15 protein-coding genes are annotated in these 17602 nt (G+C 57.3%); all 15 read left to right on the top strand.

Features of this window, described 5'->3' with window-relative positions; all coding sequences use genetic code 11:
- The first annotated feature begins 268 nt into the window (after positions 1–268).
- The 15 genes from gyrA to P3G59_RS20590 all read left to right on the top strand — a co-directional run bounded on the left by gyrA (position 269) and on the right by P3G59_RS20590 (position 17507).
- Positions 269–3043, top strand: a complete 2775-nt coding sequence (gene gyrA / locus P3G59_RS20660) for a DNA gyrase subunit A (RefSeq protein WP_277758763.1) — start codon at positions 269–271, stop codon at positions 3041–3043.
- Positions 3044–3272: 229 nt separating this feature from the next.
- Positions 3273–4358: a 3-phosphoserine/phosphohydroxythreonine transaminase gene (serC, locus tag P3G59_RS20655; protein ID WP_277758762.1), complete on the top strand. Its 1086-nt coding sequence runs from the start codon at positions 3273–3275 to the stop codon at positions 4356–4358.
- Positions 4358–5452, top strand: coding sequence for a prephenate dehydratase (gene pheA, locus P3G59_RS20650; RefSeq protein WP_007908404.1), 1095 nt, complete (start codon positions 4358–4360; stop codon positions 5450–5452). Before serC ends, pheA begins: the two co-directional genes overlap by 1 nt.
- A 13-nt stretch (positions 5453–5465) precedes the next feature.
- Entirely contained in the window at positions 5466–6578 is a 1113-nt protein-coding gene (gene hisC, locus P3G59_RS20645) for a histidinol-phosphate transaminase (RefSeq protein ID WP_277758761.1), read from the top strand.
- Between the two features lie 28 nt (positions 6579–6606).
- Positions 6607–8814: a bifunctional prephenate dehydrogenase/3-phosphoshikimate 1-carboxyvinyltransferase gene (locus tag P3G59_RS20640; RefSeq protein ID WP_277762184.1), complete on the top strand. Its 2208-nt coding sequence runs from the start codon at positions 6607–6609 to the stop codon at positions 8812–8814.
- Entirely contained in the window at positions 8811–9500 is a 690-nt protein-coding gene (gene cmk / locus P3G59_RS20635) for a (d)CMP kinase (protein ID WP_015093983.1), read from the top strand. Before P3G59_RS20640 ends, cmk begins: the two co-directional genes overlap by 4 nt.
- A gap of 119 nt (positions 9501–9619) precedes the next feature.
- A complete protein-coding gene (rpsA, locus tag P3G59_RS20630) occupies positions 9620–11308 on the top strand; it encodes a 30S ribosomal protein S1 (RefSeq protein WP_277758760.1) in 1689 nt (562 codons plus the stop codon).
- Positions 11309–11521: 213 nt separating this feature from the next.
- On the top strand, positions 11522–11800 hold the full coding sequence (locus P3G59_RS20625; RefSeq protein ID WP_277758759.1) for a hypothetical protein: 279 nt from the start codon (positions 11522–11524) through the stop codon (positions 11798–11800).
- A 152-nt stretch (positions 11801–11952) separates the two neighbouring features.
- Positions 11953–12249, top strand: coding sequence for an integration host factor subunit beta (gene ihfB / locus P3G59_RS20620; RefSeq protein WP_003189779.1), 297 nt, complete (start codon positions 11953–11955; stop codon positions 12247–12249).
- Between the two features lie 27 nt (positions 12250–12276).
- Positions 12277–12516, top strand: a complete 240-nt coding sequence (locus tag P3G59_RS20615; RefSeq protein WP_277758758.1) for a LapA family protein — start codon at positions 12277–12279, stop codon at positions 12514–12516.
- A 223-nt stretch (positions 12517–12739) separates the two neighbouring features.
- Complete coding sequence (gene rfbB / locus P3G59_RS20610) at positions 12740–13816, top strand: dTDP-glucose 4,6-dehydratase (RefSeq protein ID WP_277758757.1); 1077 nt, start codon at positions 12740–12742, stop codon at positions 13814–13816.
- A complete protein-coding gene (gene rfbD / locus P3G59_RS20605; RefSeq protein ID WP_277758756.1) occupies positions 13813–14694 on the top strand; it encodes a dTDP-4-dehydrorhamnose reductase in 882 nt (293 codons plus the stop codon). Before rfbB ends, rfbD begins: the two co-directional genes overlap by 4 nt.
- Complete coding sequence (gene rfbA, locus P3G59_RS20600) at positions 14691–15581, top strand: glucose-1-phosphate thymidylyltransferase RfbA (RefSeq protein ID WP_277758755.1); 891 nt, start codon at positions 14691–14693, stop codon at positions 15579–15581. Before rfbD ends, rfbA begins: the two co-directional genes overlap by 4 nt.
- 52 nt (positions 15582–15633) lie before the next feature.
- A complete protein-coding gene (locus P3G59_RS20595) occupies positions 15634–16557 on the top strand; it encodes a glycosyltransferase (RefSeq protein WP_277758754.1) in 924 nt (307 codons plus the stop codon).
- The gene (locus P3G59_RS20590; protein ID WP_277758753.1) at positions 16554–17507 is read left to right on the top strand and encodes an SDR family oxidoreductase; all 954 of its coding nucleotides are present in this window, start codon (positions 16554–16556) and stop codon (positions 17505–17507) included. The genes P3G59_RS20595 and P3G59_RS20590 overlap by 4 nt, the downstream gene beginning before the upstream one ends.
- The last annotated feature ends 95 nt before the right edge of the window (positions 17508–17602 follow it).

Below are 17602 nucleotides of genomic sequence, written 5' to 3'. Positions count from 1 at the left end.
GCTCTGAGCCTCTCTCGTCCCCGTTAAGCCTGTCACCGGTCAACTAACTATGCTCCATGCGCATCTGGGGGATAGGTGCGTGGCGGCCTTTGTGATAACATCCGGCGTTTTCCGAGGCAGCTCCACGGAGCTGTCTTTACTGCGCAAATCCACGATCCAGTGTTGATTTGTCGTAAGTCGGCGCATGGCACTCGGCCTGCCCCGACGAGCTTCGTTGGTCCCATATGGATATGACGAAGTTTCACCAGAAAAAGGAATCAGGCTTCTCATGGGCGAACTGGCCAAAGAAATCCTCCCGGTCAATATCGAAGACGAGCTGAAACAGTCCTACCTCGACTACGCGATGAGCGTGATCGTCGGCCGTGCACTGCCGGATGCGCGCGATGGCCTCAAGCCCGTGCACCGTCGCGTACTGTTCGCGATGAGCGAGCTGGGCAACGACTTCAACAAGCCGTACAAGAAATCTGCCCGTGTTGTCGGCGACGTGATCGGTAAGTATCACCCGCACGGTGACACTGCCGTGTACGACACCATCGTTCGTATGGCTCAGCCTTTCTCCCTGCGCTACCTGCTGGTAGACGGTCAGGGCAACTTCGGTTCGGTCGACGGCGACAACGCTGCGGCGATGCGATACACCGAAGTGCGCATGACCAAGCTGGCGCACGAGTTGCTGGCTGACCTGCACAAAGAAACCGTGGACTGGGTGCCGAACTACGACGGCACCGAAATGATCCCGGCGGTCATGCCGACCCGGATCCCCAACCTGCTGGTCAACGGCTCCAGTGGTATCGCCGTGGGTATGGCGACCAACATCCCGCCGCACAACCTCGGTGAAGTCATCGACGGTTGCCTGGCACTCATCGACAACCCTGAGCTGACCGTCGACGAGCTGATGCAGTACATCCCCGGTCCGGACTTCCCGACCGCCGCGATCATCAATGGTCGCGCCGGCATCATCGAAGCCTACCGCACCGGTCGCGGGCGCATTTACATGCGTGCCCGCTCGATCATTGAAGACATCGACAAGGTCGGTGGCCGTCAGCAGATCGTCATCACCGAACTCCCTTACCAGCTGAACAAGGCGCGTCTGATCGAGAAGATCGCCGAGCTGGTCAAAGAGAAGAAGCTCGAAGGCATCACCGAACTGCGCGACGAGTCCGACAAGGACGGTATGCGCGTCGTGATCGAACTGCGTCGCGGCGAAGTGCCTGAGGTGATCCTCAACAACCTCTACGCCCAGACCCAGCTGCAATCGGTATTCGGCATCAACATCGTTGCGCTGATCGATGGCCGCCCACGCATCCTCAACCTCAAGGATCTGCTGGAAGCCTTCGTCCGTCACCGTCGCGAAGTGGTCACCCGCCGTACCGTGTTCGAACTGCGCAAGGCGCGTGAGCGTGGTCACATCCTCGAAGGTCAGGCCGTTGCCCTGTCGAACATCGACCCGGTTATCGCCCTGATCAAGGCCTCGCCAACCCCTTCGGAAGCAAAAGAAGCGCTGATCAGCACGCCGTGGGAATCCTCGGCCGTGGTCGCGATGGTTGAACGTGCCGGTGCCGATTCGTGCCGTCCGGAAAACCTCGATCCGCAATACGGTCTGCGCGAAGGCAAGTACTTCCTGTCGCCAGAACAGGCGCAAGCCATTCTGGAACTGCGTCTGCACCGTCTGACCGGTCTGGAACACGAGAAGCTGCTGGCCGAGTATCAAGAGATCCTCAACCAGATCGGCGAGCTGATCCGCATCCTCAACAGCGCTGTGCGCCTGATGGAAGTGATCCGCGAAGAGCTGGAAGTGATCCGCGCCGAATACGGCGACGTGCGCCGCACCGAAATTCTCGATGCCCGTCTCGACCTGACCCTGGGTGACATGATCCCGGAAGAAGAGCGCGTCGTGACCATTTCCCACGGTGGCTACGCCAAGACCCAGCCATTGGCTGCGTACCAGGCTCAGCGTCGTGGCGGTAAAGGCAAATCGGCCACTGGCGTCAAGGATGAGGACTACATCGCTCACCTGCTGGTTGCCAACAGCCACACTACGCTGCTGCTGTTCTCCAGCAAGGGCAAGGTGTACTGGCTCAAGACCTACGAGATTCCGGAAGCGTCCCGCGCCGCCCGTGGTCGTCCGCTGGTCAACCTCTTGCCGTTGAGCGAGGGTGAATACATCACCACCATGCTGCCGGTCGATCTCGAAGCCATGAAGCGTCAGGCTGATGAAGAAGAAGCCGAAGGCGCCGAGGCTGATGTAGAGGAAATTGAAAACAGCAACGAGACCGACGAAGAGCGTCGCGCCCGTATCAAGGCTGCCGACCGCAAGAAAGCGCCGTTCATCTTCATGTCGACCGCCAACGGTACCGTGAAGAAGACCCCGCTGGTGGCCTTCAGCCGTCAGCGCAGCGTTGGTCTGATCGCGCTGGAACTGGACGAAGGCGACATCCTGATCTCCGCCGCCATTACCGATGGCGAACAGGAAATCATGCTGTTCTCCGACGGCGGCAAAGTGACGCGCTTCAAGGAATCCGAAGTTCGCGCCATGGGCCGTACTGCCCGCGGTGTGCGTGGTATGCGTCTGCCGGAAGGGCAGAAGCTGATCTCCATGCTGATTCCGGAGGAAGGCAGTGAAATCCTCACCGCCTCCGAGCGCGGCTACGGCAAGCGCACGGCGATCACCGAGTTCCCTGAATACAAGCGTGGCGGTCAGGGCGTTATCGCCATGGTCAGCAACGAGCGTAACGGCCGACTGGTCGGCGCGGTTCAGGTGCAGGACGGTGAAGAGATCATGCTGATCTCGGATCAGGGCACCCTGGTACGTACCCGTGTCGACGAAGTGTCGAGCCTGGGTCGTAACACTCAAGGTGTGACGCTGATCAAGCTGGCCAAGGATGAAACCCTGGTCGGGCTGGAGCGGGTTCAGGAGCCTTCGGAAGTCGAAGGTGAAGAGCTTGAAGGTGAAGAGGGCGAGGAATTCGAAGGCACTGTCGTGATCGACGATGCCGGCGAAGACCAGCAACTCGACGCCGCAGCAGACGAAGAACCGCAAGAATAAGCGGGCAAACGAGGGGGCGGATGAGAATTCGCCCCCTTGTTATTTGTTCTGTTTGAAAATTTGCGACACTGCACAGGATCGTTCCCACGCTCTGCGTGGGAATGCCGCTCGGGACGCTCCGCGTCCCATGACGCAGAGCGTCATCGGATGCATTCCCACGCAGAGCGTGGGAACGATCATCCGCAGACCAATAGATTTAAGTGACCACCAAATCAGAGCGAGATTGGATGTGAGCAAGCGAGCCTATAACTTCTGCGCCGGTCCTGCGGCGCTTCCTGAAGCAGTCCTGCAGCGTGCCCAGGGTGAACTCCTTGATTGGCACGGCAAGGGGCTGTCGGTCATGGAAATGAGCCATCGCAGTGATGAGTTCGTGTCCATCGCCACCCAGGCCGAGCAGGATCTGCGTGACCTGCTGAATATCCCGTCGAACTACAAAGTGCTGTTTCTGCAAGGTGGCGCCAGCCAGCAATTCGCGCAGATCCCGCTGAACCTGCTGCCTGAAGGCGGCTCGGCCGACTATATCGACACCGGTATCTGGTCGCAGAAAGCCATTGAAGAAGCGTCGCGCTACGGCCACGTCAACGTTGCAGCCACGGCCAAGCCTTACGACTATTTCGCCATTCCGGGCCAGAACGAGTGGAACCTGTCGAAAGACGCCGCTTACGTTCACTACGCGCCAAACGAAACCATCGGTGGTCTGGAATTCCAGTGGATCCCGGAAACCGGTGATGTGCCGCTGGTGGCTGACATGTCTTCGGACATCCTTTCGCGTCCGGTCGATATCTCGCGTTTCGGCATGATCTACGCCGGTGCACAAAAGAACATCGGCCCGAGCGGTATCGTCGTCAACATCATCCGCGAAGACTTGCTCGGCAAGGCGCGCGCGCTGTGCCCGACCATGCTCGACTACAAGGTCGCAGCCGATAACGGCTCGATGTACAACACCCCGCCGACCCTGGCCTGGTACTTGTCCGGTCTGGTGTTCCAGTGGCTGAAAGAGCAGGGTGGCGTCGAAGCCATCGCCAAACTCAACGACGTCAAGCAGCGCACGCTGTACGACTTCATCGACGCCAGCGGCCTCTACAGCAACCCGATCAACAAATCGGATCGCTCGTGGATGAACGTGCCGTTCCGTCTGGCCGATGATCGTCTGGACAAGCCGTTCCTGGCCGGTGCCGATGAGCGCGGTCTGCTCAACCTCAAGGGCCACCGCTCTGTGGGCGGCATGCGCGCCTCCATCTACAACGCCGTCGACATCACCGCCGTCAATGCGCTGGTGGCGTACATGGCTGAATTCGAGAAGGAACACGGCTGATGTCCGAGCAAGAACTCAAGGCACTGCGCGTTCGCATTGACGCTCTGGACACCAAAGTCATGGAGCTGATCAGTGAGCGTGCGCGTTGCGCCCAGGAAGTCGCGCGAGTAAAGATGGCCTCGCTGGCCGAAGGCGAAGTGCCGGTGTTCTATCGTCCCGAGCGTGAAGCTCAGGTGCTCAAGCGTGTGATGGAGCGCAATCAGGGGCCGCTGGGCAACGAAGAAATGGCGCGGTTGTTTCGCGAAATCATGTCGTCGTGCCTGGCGCTGGAGCAGCCACTGAAAGTGGCTTATCTCGGTCCTGAGGGTACCTTCACCCAAGCAGCCGCGATGAAACACTTCGGCCACGCCGTGATCAGCAAGCCGATGGCGGCGATCGATGAAGTGTTCCGTGAAGTGGCGGCCGGTGCGGTGAATTTTGGCGTGGTGCCGGTGGAAAACTCCACCGAAGGCGCGGTCAACCACACGCTGGACAGCTTCCTTGAGCACGACATGGTGATCTGTGGTGAAGTCGAGCTGCGCATTCACCATCACCTGTTGGTCGGTGAAAACACCAAGACCGACAGCATCAGCCGCATCTACTCCCACGCCCAGTCGCTGGCCCAGTGCCGCAAGTGGCTGGACGCGCATTACCCGAATGTCGAGCGCGTGGCGGTGTCGAGCAATGCCGAAGCGGCCAAACGGGTTAAAGGTGAGTGGAATTCGGCGGCGATTGCCGGCGACATGGCGGCAGGCCTGTATGGCCTGACCCGTCTGGCCGAGAAGATTGAGGACCGTCCGGACAACTCGACGCGCTTCCTGATGATTGGCAACCAGGAAGTGCCGCCGACCGGCGACGACAAGACCTCGATCATCGTCTCGATGAGCAACAAGCCGGGTGCGCTGCACGAGCTGCTGGTGCCGTTCCACGACAACGGGATCGACCTGACTCGTATCGAAACCCGTCCGTCGCGCAGCGGCAAATGGACCTACGTGTTCTTCATCGACTTCGTCGGCCACCACCGTGATCCGTTGATCAAAGGTGTGCTGGAAAAGATCAGTCAGGAAGCAGTAGCACTCAAAGTGCTGGGTTCCTACCCGAAAGCAGTTCTCTAAGGGGCGGTAGCAAATGAGTGGCAACTTCCTCGCTTTGGCACAGCCGGGCGTGCAACAACTTTCGCCGTACGTTCCGGGCAAGCCTGTGGACGAACTGGCGCGAGAGCTGGATCTGGATCCGGCGAAAATCGTCAAGCTGGCGAGCAATGAAAACCCGCTGGGTGCCAGTCCGAAAGCCTTGGCGGCGATCCGCGAAGAGCTGGGCGAACTGACCCGTTATCCGGACGGCAACGGTTTCGCGCTGAAATCCCTGCTGGCCGAGCAATGCCGCGTCGAGCTGAGTCAGGTCACGCTGGGCAACGGTTCCAACGACATTCTTGAGCTGGTCGCGCGCGCCTATCTGGCGCCGGGCCTGAATGCGGTGTTCAGTGAGCACGCCTTTGCGGTGTACCCGATTGCCACTCAGGCTGTCGGCGCGCAAGCCAAAGTGGTGCCGGCCAAGGATTGGGGGCATGACTTGCCGGCAATGCTCGCGGCCATCGATGCCAACACCCGCGTGGTGTTCATCGCCAACCCGAACAACCCGACCGGTACCTGGTTCGGCGCTGAAGCGCTGGACGAGTTCCTGCAGGATGTTCCGGAGCATGTGCTGGTAGTGCTGGACGAGGCGTACATCGAGTACGCCGAAGGCAGCGATCTGCCAGACGGCCTGGATTTCCTCGCCGCTTACCCGAATCTGCTGGTGTCGCGCACGTTCTCCAAGGCCTATGGTCTGGCGGCATTGCGTGTTGGCTACGGCCTGTCGACTCCTGTGGTCGCGGATGTGCTGAACCGCGTTCGCCAGCCGTTCAACGTCAACAGTCTGGCCCTCGCGGCGGCCTGCGCAGCGTTGAAAGATGAGGAGTATCTGGCGCAAAGCCGTCAACTCAATGAGTCGGGTATGCAGCAGTTGCAGGCTGGTTTCCGTGAGCTGGGTCTGAACTGGATCGAATCCAAAGGCAATTTCATCTGCGTCGACCTCGGTCAAGTCGCGGCTCCGGTATTTCAGGGCTTGTTGCGCGAAGGCGTGATCGTACGTCCGGTGGCCAATTACGGCATGCCGAACCACCTGCGGGTGACTATCGGTCTGCCGGCGGAAAACAGCCGCTTCCTTGAAGCGCTGCGCAAGGTTCTGGCTCGTGGGTGATGTCACTGCACTGCAATCTGCTGCACCTATGATCGGGCGCCTTGTGGTGGTCGGTCTGGGATTGATCGGTGGTTCGTTTGCCAAAGGCTTGCGTGAAAGCGGCATATGCCGCGAAGTGGTCGGGGTCGATCTCGACCCGCAATCGCGCAGGCTGGCGGTCGAGTTGGGTGTGGTCGATCGTTGTGAGGATGACCTGGCGGCTGCATGCCAAGGCGCTGACGTGATTCAGTTGGCAGTGCCGATTCTGGCCATGGAAAAAGTGCTCGCGCGGTTGGCGAGCATGGATCTGGGCTCGGCAATTCTGACCGATGTCGGCAGCGCCAAAGGCAATGTGGTGCGCGCGGCGACCGAGGCGTTCGGCGGTATGCCTGCGCGCTTCGTGCCAGGGCATCCGATTGCCGGTTCCGAGCAGAGCGGGGTGGAAGCTTCCAATGCCGAGCTGTTCCGTCGCCACAAGGTTATCCTCACGCCACTTGAGCAGACCGATCCGGCTGCGCTGGCAGTGGTTGATCGTCTGTGGCGCGAATTGGGTGCCGACGTCGAGCACATGCAGGTCGAGCGCCACGATGAAGTGCTGGCTGCGACCAGCCATTTGCCGCATTTGCTGGCCTTCGGTCTGGTCGACTCGTTGGCCAAGCGCAATGAAAATCTTGAGATCTTCCGTTACGCTGCCGGTGGTTTTCGCGATTTCACAAGAATCGCCGGAAGCGACCCGGTGATGTGGCACGACATCTTTCTCGCCAACCGCGAGGCTGTCCTGCGCACACTCGATACATTTCGCAGCGACCTCGACGCCTTGCGCGACGCGGTCGATGCAGGGGATGGGCACCAATTGTTGGGCGTTTTCACTCGCGCCCGGGTTGCCCGCGAGCATTTCAGTAAAATCCTGGCCCGCAGGGCCTATGTGGACGCTATGAATTCCAACGATCTGATCTTCCTGGCTCAACCTGGTGGCCGCCTGTCCGGTCGGATTCGCGTACCGGGTGACAAATCGATTTCCCACCGCTCGATCATGCTCGGCTCGCTGGCCGAAGGCGTTACCGAAGTCGAAGGTTTCCTGGAGGGCGAAGACGCCCTGGCAACCTTGCAGGCATTCCGCGACATGGGCGTGGTCATCGAAGGCCCGCACCACGGCCGCGTGACCATCCATGGTGTCGGTCTGCACGGCCTGAAGCCGGCGCCGGGCCCGATCTATCTGGGCAACTCCGGTACTTCGATGCGTCTGCTGTCCGGTCTGTTGGCCGCGCAGAACTTCGACAGTACCCTGACGGGCGATGCGTCGCTGTCCAAGCGGCCGATGAATCGCGTGGCCAATCCACTGCGTGAAATGGGCGCCGTGATCGAAACCGCTGCTGAAGGTCGTCCACCGATGACCATTCGTGGCGGTCACACGCTCAAAGGTCTGACCTACACCATGCCGATGGCCAGTGCTCAGGTGAAATCCTGCCTGCTGCTCGCCGGTCTGTACGCTGAAGGCAAGACCACGGTTACCGAGCCGGCTCCGACTCGCGACCACACCGAACGTATGCTGCGCGGCTTCGGGTACCCGGTGAGCGTCGATGGCGCTACGGCGTCGGTTGAATCGGGCGGCAAACTGACCGCGACCCACATTGAAGTGCCGGGTGACATCTCGTCGTCGGCGTTCTTCCTGGTGGCGGCCTCGATCGCCGAAGGTTCGGAGCTGGTGCTTGAGCACGTCGGCATCAACCCGACCCGCACTGGCGTGATCGACATACTGCGCCTGATGGGCGCGGACATCACCCTGGAAAACCAGCGTGAAGTCGGCGGCGAGCCTGTGGCTGACCTGCGCGTGCGAGCAGCTAAACTCAAAGGTATCGAGATTCCTGAGGCGCTGGTTCCACTGGCGATCGACGAATTCCCGGTGTTGTTCGTCGCCGCTGCCTGCGCCGAAGGGCGCACCGTGCTGACCGGCGCCGAAGAGCTGCGGGTCAAGGAATCGGATCGCATTCAGGTTATGGCAGACGGTTTACTGGCGCTGGGCGTCAAATGCCAGCCGACCCCGGACGGCATCATCATCGACGGCGGTCAGATTGGCGGCGGCGAAGTGCATGGTCATGGCGATCACCGTATCGCGATGGCATTCAGTGTGGCGTCGCTGCGCGCTACTGCACCGATCCGCATCCATGATTGCGCCAACGTAGCGACGTCGTTCCCCAACTTCCTCGCACTGTGCGGGCAGGTCGGTATTCGTGTGGCACAAGAGGCTCAGTCGTGAAAAACATTGCACCGGTCATCACCATTGATGGGCCAAGCGGCTCGGGCAAAGGCACCGTAGCCGGGATTCTGGCCAAGCGTCTGGGCTGGAACCTGCTGGACTCCGGTGCGCTTTATCGCCTGCTGGCGTTTGCTGCGCACAACCATGGTGTCGACCTGACCAATGAAGAGTTGCTGAAAAAACTTGCCGCTCATCTGGATGTGCAGTTCATTGCGGCGACCGATGGTCAGTTGCAACGGATCATTCTGGAAGGCGACGAAGTCAGCGATGTCATTCGCACTGAAAGCGTCGGTTCCGGCGCTTCGCAAGTGGCGGCATTGCCGGCCGTACGCGAGGCGCTGCTGCAGCGTCAGCGTGCTTTTCAGGAAGCGCCGGGTCTGGTGGCCGACGGTCGCGACATGGGTACGGTGGTTTTTCCTGATGCGCCGCTGAAGATTTTCCTGACCGCCAGTGCCGAGGAGCGGGCGCGCCGTCGATATTTGCAGTTGAAGGGCAAAGTCGAGGGTGTTAGTCTGTCGAGTCTGCTAGATGAGATCCGTGCACGCGACGAGCGTGACACCCAGCGAGCGGTAGCCCCGCTTAAGCCGGCGGCTGACGCCATACAGCTGGATTCCACGGAGTTGTCCATCGATCAGGTGCTTGAACGCATCATGAGCGAGATCGCCATTCGCGATATCGCCGGGTGACCAAGAAGGCGGCAGGGGACCAGTCATAGTCCTGCAGCGCTTCTTTTATATGAAACTAACCCACACCGTCTGGGGTGTGGAGATGGGCGTATCCTTCGCCCTCATTTACAGGAATTAAAATGAGCGAAAGCTTTGCGGAACTCTTTGAAGAAAGCCTAAAAACCCTGAACCTTCAGGCAGGCTCCATCATCACCGGTGTTATCGTTGATATCGATTACCAAGCTCGCTGGGTAACCGTTCACGCTGGCCTGAAGTCTGAAGCACTCATCCCGCTTGAGCAGTTCTACAACGACGCTGGCGATCTGACTATCAATGTCGGTGACGAAGTTCACGTTGCTCTGGACTCGGTTGAAGACGGTTTCGGTGAAACCAAGCTGTCCCGTGAAAAAGCCAAGCGCGCTGAGTGCTGGATCGTTCTGGAAGCAGCCTTCGCAGCTGAGGAAGTGGTCAAGGGCGTTATCAACGGTAAGGTTAAAGGCGGCTTCACTGTCGACGTTAACGGCATCCGTGCGTTCCTGCCAGGTTCCCTGGTTGACGTCCGTCCAGTGCGCGACACCACGCACCTGGAAGGCAAAGAGCTGGAATTCAAGGTCATCAAGCTGGACCAGAAGCGCAACAACGTTGTCGTTTCCCGTCGCAGCGTCCTGGAAGCCGAGAACTCCGCCGAGCGTGAAGCTCTGCTGGAATCCCTGCAGGAAGGCCAGCAAGTCAAAGGTATCGTCAAAAACCTCACCGATTACGGCGCATTCGTCGATCTGGGTGGCGTGGACGGCCTGCTGCACATCACCGACATGGCCTGGAAGCGCATCAAGCACCCTTCCGAGATCGTCAACGTTGGTGACGAAATCGACGTCAAGGTTCTGAAATACGATCGCGAACGCAACCGTGTTTCCCTGGGCCTGAAGCAACTGGGCGAAGATCCATGGGTTGCTATCAAAGCCCGTTACCCAGAAAGCACTCGCGTTACCGCTCGTGTAACCAACCTGACCGACTACGGCTGCTTCGCTGAGCTGGAAGAAGGCGTTGAAGGTCTGGTACACGTTTCGGAAATGGACTGGACCAACAAGAACATCCACCCTTCGAAAGTCGTACAAGTCGGCGACGAAGTGGAAGTTATGGTTCTGGACATCGACGAAGAGCGTCGTCGTATCTCCCTGGGCATCAAGCAGTGCAAATCTAACCCATGGGAAGATTTCTCTGGCCAGTTCAACAAGGGCGATAAAATCTCCGGCACCATCAAGTCGATCACCGATTTCGGTATCTTCATTGGTCTGGACGGCGGCATCGACGGTCTGGTTCACCTGTCCGACATCTCCTGGAACGAAGTGGGCGAAGAAGCCGTACGTCGTTTCAAGAAGGGCGACGAGCTGGACACCGTTATCCTGTCGGTTGACCCAGAGCGCGAGCGTATCTCCCTGGGTATCAAGCAACTGGAAAGCGATCCGTTCTCCGAGTACGTCTCGGTTAACGACAAAGGCGCAATCGTTACTGGCACCGTGAAAGAAGTTGACGCCAAAGGCGCCATCATCGTTCTGGCCGACGATATCGAGGCGACTCTGAAAGCCTCCGAAATCAGCCGTGACCGCGTTGAAGACGCGCGCAACGTTCTGAAAGAAGGCCAGGAAGTTGAAGCCAAGATCATCAGCGTTGATCGCAAGAGCCGCGTAATTCAGTTGTCGATCAAATCGAAAGACGATGCTGAAGAGAAAGAAGCTATCCAGAGCCTGAAAGAAACCGCTCCGGAAGGCGCTGCTGCCGATACCACTATGGCTGCACTGCTGCGTCAAGCAATGGCCAAACAGAACTAAGTTCTGCTTGATCATGAAAAAGGGCGACTTCGGTCGCCCTTTTTTGTGCCTGCGATTTGCTGGAGTGTGAGACGGGTTCTGCAAATCGGCTGGTTTGTGAAACCAATCCATTTGCCGGGTGGTCTGTTTCTTTAATCGGATCAATCGTCTATTCGCGACTAAGCTTGGTCTTAAGCTTTAGACGTCGGGCGGGTGCCTGGCATAAGGAAGTGGATGAACAAGTTTATATTTCTGTTGGCTGCATTGGTTTTGGCGGGTTGCACCACCAGTGCCAAGACTCATGCGGTGCGTGGTGTCAGTGGCATAGAAGTCGACTGCTCTGGATTGGGGTCTGGCTGGGAAAAGTGTCAAAAGCGCGCAGCCAAGGAGTGCAAGGGGGCAGGCTACAAAGTGATAACCCGATCAGATGATGCCAAGGATGACGACGAGTTTCCGTTCGGCTTTAACCCGGCGGGCTACGTGACGCGAACCATGTTGGTGATATGTCGTTGAGCACGCGATGTTCTGTTTGTTGGTTTGATGCCCTGAAAATGGGCGTTTCGATGCGGAGGAAGATATGTCAATCCCTGGGCTGTTCAAAATCTTCCGGGCGTGCTAAAACCTTTCAAGCGCTGATCTAGCTGCTTGAAAAAGAAGGGAAAAATATGACGAAGTCGGAGTTGATCGAACGAATTGTCACCCATCAAGGGCTGCTCTCATCCAAGGATGTGGAGCTGGCCATCAAGACCATGCTTGAGCAAATGTCCCAATGCCTTGCCACCGGTGATCGCATCGAGATCCGTGGGTTCGGCAGTTTCTCCCTGCACTACCGTGCGCCGCGCGTTGGTCGTAATCCCAAGACTGGTCAGTCTGTCAGTCTGGACGGTAAGTTCGTACCGCATTTCAAGCCGGGTAAAGAGCTGCGCGATCGCGTGAATGAGGAAGAGGAGGAGGGGGTTTGACAGTCGCTATCTTTCAAGGGGGCGCTCATGCGTAACCTCAAGCGCATAATTCTTGGCGTTTTTATTCTTTTACTGATCCTGGTGGTTCTGGCGTTTGTGCTCGAGAACCAGCAATCGGTATCGTTATTGTTTCTAGGTTTGACCGGCCCGCAGTTGCCAATATCGCTGATCGTAGTCTTGGCGTTACTGATTGGTATGTTAATGGGGCCAGTGCTTGGTTGGTTTTTGGGGCGCTCCTCCAGAGCGGCGCGCAAACGCCTTGTCTGAAGGCGGCAGGTGCAGGGCGTCTGTCGAAATTGCGTCTCTCCCTGTTTATATCCATTAGTAAATCGTTCGTTAAGCTGTAAAATGCAACCCTTGTTCGACAATGCTTTATTGCGCGTCGATTCAGACTGACTTTGACGGAAGCCTGATGTTGGTGGCTTCTGCGTTCATGGATTAGACAGTGCTCGTTGGTGGCGCTGTCCGCAGCTCAAGGGTATGGTTTCGCGTGAAAATTCTAGTTACCGGCGGCGCCGGGTTTATCGGCTCGGCAGTCATCCGTCACATCATCTCCAACACCACTGATTCTGTCGTCAATGTCGATAAGCTGACTTACGCCGGTAACCTGGAGTCCCTGGCTGAAGTGAGTCAGGATCCGCGTTATACGTTTGAGCGCGTTGATATCTGTGATCGTGACCAGATCGATCGCGTTTTGCGTGAGCATCAACCTGATGCGATCATGCACCTGGCGGCGGAGTCCCATGTTGATCGCTCGATCTCCGGGCCATCCGAGTTTATTCAGACCAACATCATTGGCACTTACACGTTGCTTGAGTCTGCGCGCCAATATTGGTCCGCTCTGGACGATTCGCGTAAAGCCAACTTCCGCTTTCATCACATTTCGACCGATGAAGTCTACGGCGATCTGGAAGGGCCGGAAGACCTCTTCACTGAAACCACTCCATACCAGCCAAGCTCGCCATACTCGGCCAGCAAGGCCAGCTCCGACCACTTGGTTCGTGCCTGGGCCCGCACTTACGGCCTGCCTACTTTGGTGACCAACTGCTCGAACAACTACGGCCCATGCCATTTCCCTGAGAAACTGATCCCGTTGATCATTCTCAATGCGCTGGAAGGCAAGCCTCTGCCGGTTTATGGCAAAGGCAACCAGGTTCGTGACTGGCTGTATGTCGAAGATCACGCTCGGGCACTGTACAAGGTGGTCACCGAAGGTGTTATCGGTGAGACCTACAACATCGGTGGTCACAACGAGAAGCAAAACATCGAAGTGGTGCATACCCTGTGTGAGTTGCTCGATGAGTTACGCCCTGATTCTGCCCATCGTCCTCATGCCAGCCTGATTACCTATGTTCAGGATCGCCCTGGTCATGACGTGCGTTATGCAATCGATGCGAGCAAGATTCAGCGAGAGTTGGGTTGGACTCCGGAAGAAACCTTTGAGACCGGTATCCGCAAGACCGTTGAGTGGTATTTGGGTAATACTGCGTGGGTAGAGCACGTGAAGAGCGGCAGCTATCAACAGTGGATTGACCAGAATTACGCAGATCGATCGTCTAAAGCATGAGAGTTTTATTGCTGGGTATGAATGGCCAAGTGGGATGGGAGCTACAACGCGCCCTTGCGCCACTTGGAGAATTAATTGCCCTCGATCGCAATAGCGGTGGTGACCTATCTGATCTGGACGCCCTGCGCACGATGATTTGCAAGGTTGGACCTGACGTCATCGTCAATGCCGCAGCCTATACCGCTGTCGATAAGGCTGAGTCGGAAACCGAACTGTCAGACCGTGTGAACGCTCGGGCGAGTCAGGTCATGGCTGAAGAGGCTGCGTCCTTGGGTAGCTGGCTTGTTCATTACTCGACCGACTATGTGTTCAGCGGACAGGGAACGCAGCCGTGGCAAGAAGCTGATCCTGTCGCCCCGGTTAATCACTATGGCGCTAGTAAGCTGGCAGGTGAGCAAGCGATTATCGCGTCAGGTTGCAAGTACCTGATCTTCCGCACCAGTTGGGTTTACGGCGCGCGTGGCAACAATTTTGCCAAAACCATGCTGCGTTTAGCCAAGGATCGCGAAACGCTTAACGTTATTGCCGACCAGATCGGGGCTCCGACAGGTGCTGATCTGATTGCCGACGTGACGGTTTTGGCTATTCAGCAAGTGATACAGCGTCCTGAGCTGGCGGGTCTTTATCACCTGGCAGCGGGCGGTGAGGTTTCCTGGCACGGCTATGCCCGCCATGTCATAGAATTTGCTCAAAGCAATGGTGAGCAGCTTGCGGTTAAAACGGTAGATCCGATCAACACCAGCGCTTACCCAACACCTGCACGGCGTCCTCTGAATTCACGTTTGAATACGCAGAAACTCCGTGACAATTTTTCTCTGCACTTGCCGGATTGGCAAAGTGGTGTAACCCGAATGCTTAGGGAAGTTTTGAACAAATGACCACGACAAATCGTAAAGGCATCATCCTCGCCGGTGGTTCGGGAACGCGTCTGCATCCGCTGACGCTTGGCGTGTCCAAACAGATGCTGCCGATCTACGACAAGCCGATGATTTTTTATCCGCTGTCGGTGTTGATGCTTGCCGGTATGCGCGAGATTCTGATTATCTCTACCCCTGAAGACTTGCCTTGTTTCCGCAAGCTTCTGGGGGATGGAAGTCTGTATGGCATCAAATTGACTTATGCCGAACAGCCAAGTCCCGATGGCTTGGCGCAGGCCTTCATCATTGGCGAAGAGTTCATAGGCAACGATCCTTGCTGCCTGATATTGGGCGATAACATATTTTACGGTCAGCACTTCTCCGACAATCTGCGTTCGGCCACCAACCAACAGCAGGGTGCAACGGTATTCGGTTACCACGTATCCGATCCGGAGCGATTCGGTGTCGTCGAGTTCGATGCTTCCGGCCGCGCTCTTAGTATCGAAGAGAAACCGCTGAAGCCGAAATCCAGCTACGCCGTGACGGGTTTGTATTTCTATGACAATCAGGTCGTGCAGATTGCCAAGAACATCAAGCCTTCAGAGCGCGGGGAGCTAGAGATCACTGACGTCAATCGTGCCTACCTAGAGCAGAAGTCTCTGAATGTAGAAATGCTTGGTCGTGGTTTTGCGTGGCTGGATACCGGCACTCATGATTCTCTGCTCGAAGCGAGCCATTTCGTTCACACGATCGAACAGCGTCAGGGGCTGAAAGTCGCCTGCCTGGAAGAGATCGCATATCACAATGGCTGGATCACTGCCGAGCAACTGGCCGCTCAAGCTGATGCACTTAAAAAGACGGGCTACGGTCAATACTTGCAGAAACTGCTGGACACGCCTTCACGCTGATCAAAAAAACCTTTTCGAGCAGTAGTGTTTAATCAGTGCAATCAGGATTGGCATGCCAGTAGAACATCCTAAGGTTGCAGTGTTGCTGGCGGCCTTCAATGGCATGCGCTGGATCGAGGAACAGTTGGACTCGATCCTTGGCCAGTCAGCTGTCGATGTGACCGTCTATATCAGTATCGACCCTTCTTCTGACGGTACCGAAGCATGGTGCGCGGATTATGCCTCGCGCAATGTTCAAGTGATCGTACTGCCCGAAGCGGGCAGCTTCGGTGGTGCATCGCGTAATTTCTTCAGGCTGATTCGCGATGTGCCTGTGGATGAGTATGATTTCGTCGCCTTCGCTGACCAGGATGATATCTGGAATCTCGATAAGCTTGATCGCGCGACCCGGGCGATCAGATTGCGCCAGGTTGACGCCTACTCCAGCAATGTCACGGCTTTCTGGGCGGATGGGCGGGCTTGTCTGCTAGACAAAGGACAACCGCAAGTTGCCTGGGATTATTTGTTCGAGGCTGCGGGTCCGGGTTGTACCTACGTCATGACGCATCGACTGATGACACAGTTGAAGACGTCGATGCTCGCGGATTGGGAGGCGCTGCAGCAGGTCCGTCTGCATGACTGGTATTGCTACGCCTACGCTCGGAGTCATGGTTTTCGCTGGTTCATCGATCCATGGTCATCCATGCAATATCGTCAGCACGCGCAAAACCAAGTGGGGGCGAATACTGGTCTCGGTTCATTGATCGAGCGTTACAAGACGATTCACGATGGTTGGTGGTTCTCCCAGGTGCGATTGATCGCGAGGTTGGTGGGGGTCGCGGACAATGCGTTTGTGCGGCGCTGGCTGCCGTTAGGTCGCAGGCAGTTGTTGGGATTGTCCCTGAGCGCTCGGCATTGCCGGCGGCGAATGAGGGATAAAGTGTTTTTCTTCTGTATATGTTGGGCTGCTGCGATCGTTGGGAAAAAAGCCGAATGACAAAGTGCCGTGTATTGGTTACAGGTGCCACCGGTTTTGTCGGTGAGGCAGTGGTTTTCCGCATGCTGCTGGACAGGGCGTATGCGCCCGTCGCTGGGGTGCGAGGTAAAACCCGGTTAAGCGGCTTGTGTGATGTGGTGCCTTTTGATCTGAGCGAAAATGTTGAGCTGCCGGCATTCGTACAAGTCGATGTGGTGGTTCACTGTGCAGCTCGCGTCCACGTGATGAGTGATACCGCTGCCGACCCCTTGGCGAAATTCCGTGAGATTAACGTTCAGGGCACGGCGCGTTTGGCTCGAAAGGCGGCTGAGTCAGGTGTCAGGCGTTTCGTATTCATCAGTTCGATCAAGGTTAATGGTGAAGCGACATTGCCTGGTATGCCTTTCAAAGCTGACGATCAGCCTGCGCCGGCTGATCCATATGGTGTCTCCAAGTGTGAAGCGGAAGAGTGCCTGCGTGAAATCGGTCGTCAGACCGGCATGGAGATTGTCATCATTCGTCCGCCGCTGGTGTATGGCCCGGGTGTCAAAGCCAACTTCCTAAGCATGATGAACTGGCTGAACAAAGGCTTTCCGCTACCTCTGGGGGCCTTAAGAAACCAGCGCAGTCTGGTGGCGTTGGGTAATCTCGTTGATCTAATTGTTACCTGCATTGCGCATCCCGCTGCGGCGAATCAGACCTTTCTGGTAAGCGATGGCGAAGACTTGTCCACCTCCGGGTTGCTCCGGCGTATGGCGGCGGCCTTGGGTAGGCCCGCGTTATTATTGCCTATTCCGCAATTGCTGCTGCGCGGTGCTGCGCGTTTGATGGGGAGGGGGGAGATGGCGCAAAGGCTTTGCGGTTCATTGCAGGTCGACATCGATAAGACCCGCTCGTTGTTGCAGTGGTCTCCTCCCATAAGTGTCGACAAGGCCTTGAAGCGCACCGCGACGCATTACCTCAAGCGTTGATGAGCCGATGCGAGGTCAATTCGCATGCTTCTTTGCGTGGTCTGAAAGTTGTCGGACAGGCAGGTCGCCGATCTGCAAGTGAAAATTGGCAAAAT

Source organism: Pseudomonas sp. A34-9, from assembly GCF_029543085.1.
In the GTDB taxonomy this organism is placed as follows: Bacteria; Pseudomonadota; Gammaproteobacteria; order Pseudomonadales; family Pseudomonadaceae; genus Aquipseudomonas.
This window is presented reverse-complemented; position numbering and strand designations above follow the sequence as displayed.

Coding starts and splice junctions, on each gene's coding strand:
- gyrA (WP_277758763.1), top strand. CDS start 269: ATGGGCGAACTGGCCAAAGAAATCCTCCCGGTCAATATCGAAGACGAG.
- pheA (WP_007908404.1), top strand. CDS start 4,358: ATGTCCGAGCAAGAACTCAAGGCACTGCGCGTTCGCATTGACGCTCTG.
- hisC (WP_277758761.1), top strand. CDS start 5,466: ATGAGTGGCAACTTCCTCGCTTTGGCACAGCCGGGCGTGCAACAACTT.
- P3G59_RS20640 (WP_277762184.1), top strand. CDS start 6,607: ATGATCGGGCGCCTTGTGGTGGTCGGTCTGGGATTGATCGGTGGTTCG.
- rpsA (WP_277758760.1), top strand. CDS start 9,620: ATGAGCGAAAGCTTTGCGGAACTCTTTGAAGAAAGCCTAAAAACCCTG.
- P3G59_RS20625 (WP_277758759.1), top strand. CDS start 11,522: ATGAACAAGTTTATATTTCTGTTGGCTGCATTGGTTTTGGCGGGTTGC.
- ihfB (WP_003189779.1), top strand. CDS start 11,953: ATGACGAAGTCGGAGTTGATCGAACGAATTGTCACCCATCAAGGGCTG.
- P3G59_RS20615 (WP_277758758.1), top strand. CDS start 12,277: ATGCGTAACCTCAAGCGCATAATTCTTGGCGTTTTTATTCTTTTACTG.
- rfbD (WP_277758756.1), top strand. CDS start 13,813: ATGAGAGTTTTATTGCTGGGTATGAATGGCCAAGTGGGATGGGAGCTA.
- rfbA (WP_277758755.1), top strand. CDS start 14,691: ATGACCACGACAAATCGTAAAGGCATCATCCTCGCCGGTGGTTCGGGA.
- P3G59_RS20595 (WP_277758754.1), top strand. CDS start 15,634: ATGCCAGTAGAACATCCTAAGGTTGCAGTGTTGCTGGCGGCCTTCAAT.
- P3G59_RS20590 (WP_277758753.1), top strand. CDS start 16,554: ATGACAAAGTGCCGTGTATTGGTTACAGGTGCCACCGGTTTTGTCGGT.